Here is a 233-nt window from a genome sequence, read left to right as displayed (position 1 = left end):
CCATGAATTCTTCGAGCGCCTGACCAATGACGCCCTGCGCTCCGACGGCGCCCTGCGCGAGGCCGGTCAGGAAGAGGTCGTCACCGGCCGCGGCCCGCGCACGCTGCGCAGCAAGACGCTGGTGTTTCACAGCAGCGACCCGCGTTCGCGCTACGTGCTGCTGATCGCCGACGACATCACCGACGAGAACGCGGCCCAGGCCCAGGTGCGCTACATGGCACACCATGACACGC

The 233-nt window shown here is 68.2% G+C and carries 1 pseudogene; it reads left to right on the top strand.

The features are described from left to right. Window positions 1–233 (top strand): annotated as a pseudogene (locus SB751_RS35585) (GGDEF domain-containing protein); the annotation flags it as partial.

The sequence above is a fragment of the Cupriavidus sp. SIMBA_020 genome (assembly GCF_046535395.1).
Lineage (GTDB): Bacteria > Pseudomonadota > Gammaproteobacteria > Burkholderiales > Burkholderiaceae > Cupriavidus > Cupriavidus campinensis.
The sequence above is the reverse complement of the archived record's forward strand: the minus strand, read 5'-3'. Positions and strand labels throughout refer to the sequence as shown.